The sequence below is a fragment of the Luteibacter sp. P4_E6 genome, from assembly GCF_056401535.1.
In genome coordinates, this window is the sequence record NZ_JBFUJE010000739.1 from 1 (window position 1) to 1541 (window position 1541).

At 62.1% G+C, this 1541-nt stretch carries 1 protein-coding gene, 3 tRNA genes and 1 pseudogene; 1 reads left to right on the forward strand and 4 read right to left on the reverse strand.

Going from position 1 to position 1541, the window contains the following annotated elements; genetic code table 11:
- A pseudogene (locus AC1DT2_RS22970) lies at nucleotides 1-475 on the forward strand (tyrosine-type recombinase/integrase); the annotation flags it as partial.
- 63 nt (nucleotides 476-538) lie between these two features.
- Here the strand turns inward: AC1DT2_RS22970 and AC1DT2_RS22975 are convergent.
- The 4 genes from AC1DT2_RS22975 to pgsA form a co-directional block, all read right to left on the reverse strand.
- Nucleotides 539-625: transfer RNA gene (locus tag AC1DT2_RS22975), tRNA-Leu, on the reverse strand.
- 50 nt (nucleotides 626-675) lie between these two features.
- Nucleotides 676-749: transfer RNA gene (locus tag AC1DT2_RS22980), tRNA-Cys, on the reverse strand.
- 79 nt (nucleotides 750-828) lie between these two features.
- Nucleotides 829-904 (reverse strand) — tRNA-Gly (locus AC1DT2_RS22985).
- Between the two features lie 47 nt (nucleotides 905-951).
- Nucleotides 952-1541 (reverse strand): CDP-diacylglycerol--glycerol-3-phosphate 3-phosphatidyltransferase (pgsA, locus tag AC1DT2_RS22990; protein WP_477298984.1); only part of this gene is annotated, 590 nt, incomplete at its 5' end.

The window sequence follows — 1541 nt, forward strand, 5'->3', positions numbered from 1 at the left end:
TCTGGACGGCGGCCGATCAGCCGCTTCGCGACGCCATGGACCTCGCGTACCTCACGGGTCAGCGGCCGGCCGATGTGCTTCGGATGCAGGAGACGGACGTTCGGGATGGCTCGCTCGAACTGACGCAGGCAAAGACGGGCGCGAAGCTGCGCATAGGCGTGACAGGTGAGCTTGCTGACCTGCTGGCCAGGATCAGCGAACGCAAGCGTGGGTATGCCGTACGGGCGATGCGGCTGATAGTCGATGAGGATGGAGGCCACTCACCGCAGCGAAGCTGCGTGGCCGTTTCGATCGCGTGCGCGAGGCGACAGGCCGGCGGTTTCAGTTCCGGGATCTGCGCGCGAAAGCAGCGTCCGACAAGACGGATTCGAGCGGCGATATCCGCCAGGCGCAGCACCAACTGGGCCACACATCAGTGGTCATGACCGAGGCTTACGTGCGATCGCGCCGAGGCGCCAAAGTCGATCCGACGAAGTGCTTGCGGACCGAATCAGGAATTGCGGACCGAAAAGCGGTCCGACTTTCGGGCTGTAGCCCTTGGTGCCCGGAGTGGGACTCGAACCCACATACCCTTGCGGATGAGGGATTTTAAGTCCCTTGCGTCTACCGATTTCGCCATCCGGGCGGAAAGAAAAAAGGCGCAGCCGCGGAAACGGTTGCGCCTTCAAAATGCGATGGAGGCCGAGGTCGGAATCGAACCGGCGTACGCGGATTTGCAGTCCGCTGCATGACCACTCTGCCACCCGGCCATCGCTTGCGCAGCGCGAGAGTAACCGCGAAGCGCTTAAAAAACAAAACCTCGGAGGTCCGAGGCTTTGTAGAATTACATGGAGCGGGAAACGAGACTCGAACTCGCGACCCCGACCTTGGCAAGGTCGTGCTCTACCAACTGAGCTATTCCCGCGTCGTTGTCCAGCTATTCTAAATCAGATCGCATTTGTGTCAACCACTTTACGCCGACTTTTTTTCACTTTTTTTCACGTCCTCTGAATCTCCCCGCAAACTGGGCCACGCGGCCCGCAGGTAGTCCAGTCCGGACCAGATAGTGAGGATGCCGGCGAGCACCAGGAGTGCCTCCCCGATGTTGTATGAGGCCAGGGATTCGGTGTCGTGCTGGACCAGCAGCACCACCAGGGCGACCATCTGCGCCAGCGTCTTCAGCTTGCCGAGGAAGGCCACCTTCACCTTCGAGCGCGCACCGATCTGCGCCATCCATTCACGCAGGGCGCTGACGCTGATCTCACGGCCGACGATCACCGAGGCGGTGACGGCGAGAAGCACGCCCTGCCAGCCGCCCGGATGGGACTGCACCAGCAGGAACAGGGTCACCGCCACCATGAGCTTGTCGGCCACGGGGTCGAGGAAGGCGCCGAAGGCCGAAGTGAGGTTCATCCGGCGGGCCAGATAGCCGTCGAGCCAGTCCGTGAATCCGGCGATCACGAAGACCGCCGCTGCCCCGAGATTGGACCAGCGGAACGGCAGGTAAAAAACGACGACCATGACCGGCAGCAGGAGCACGCGGAAGAGGGTCAGCCAGGTAG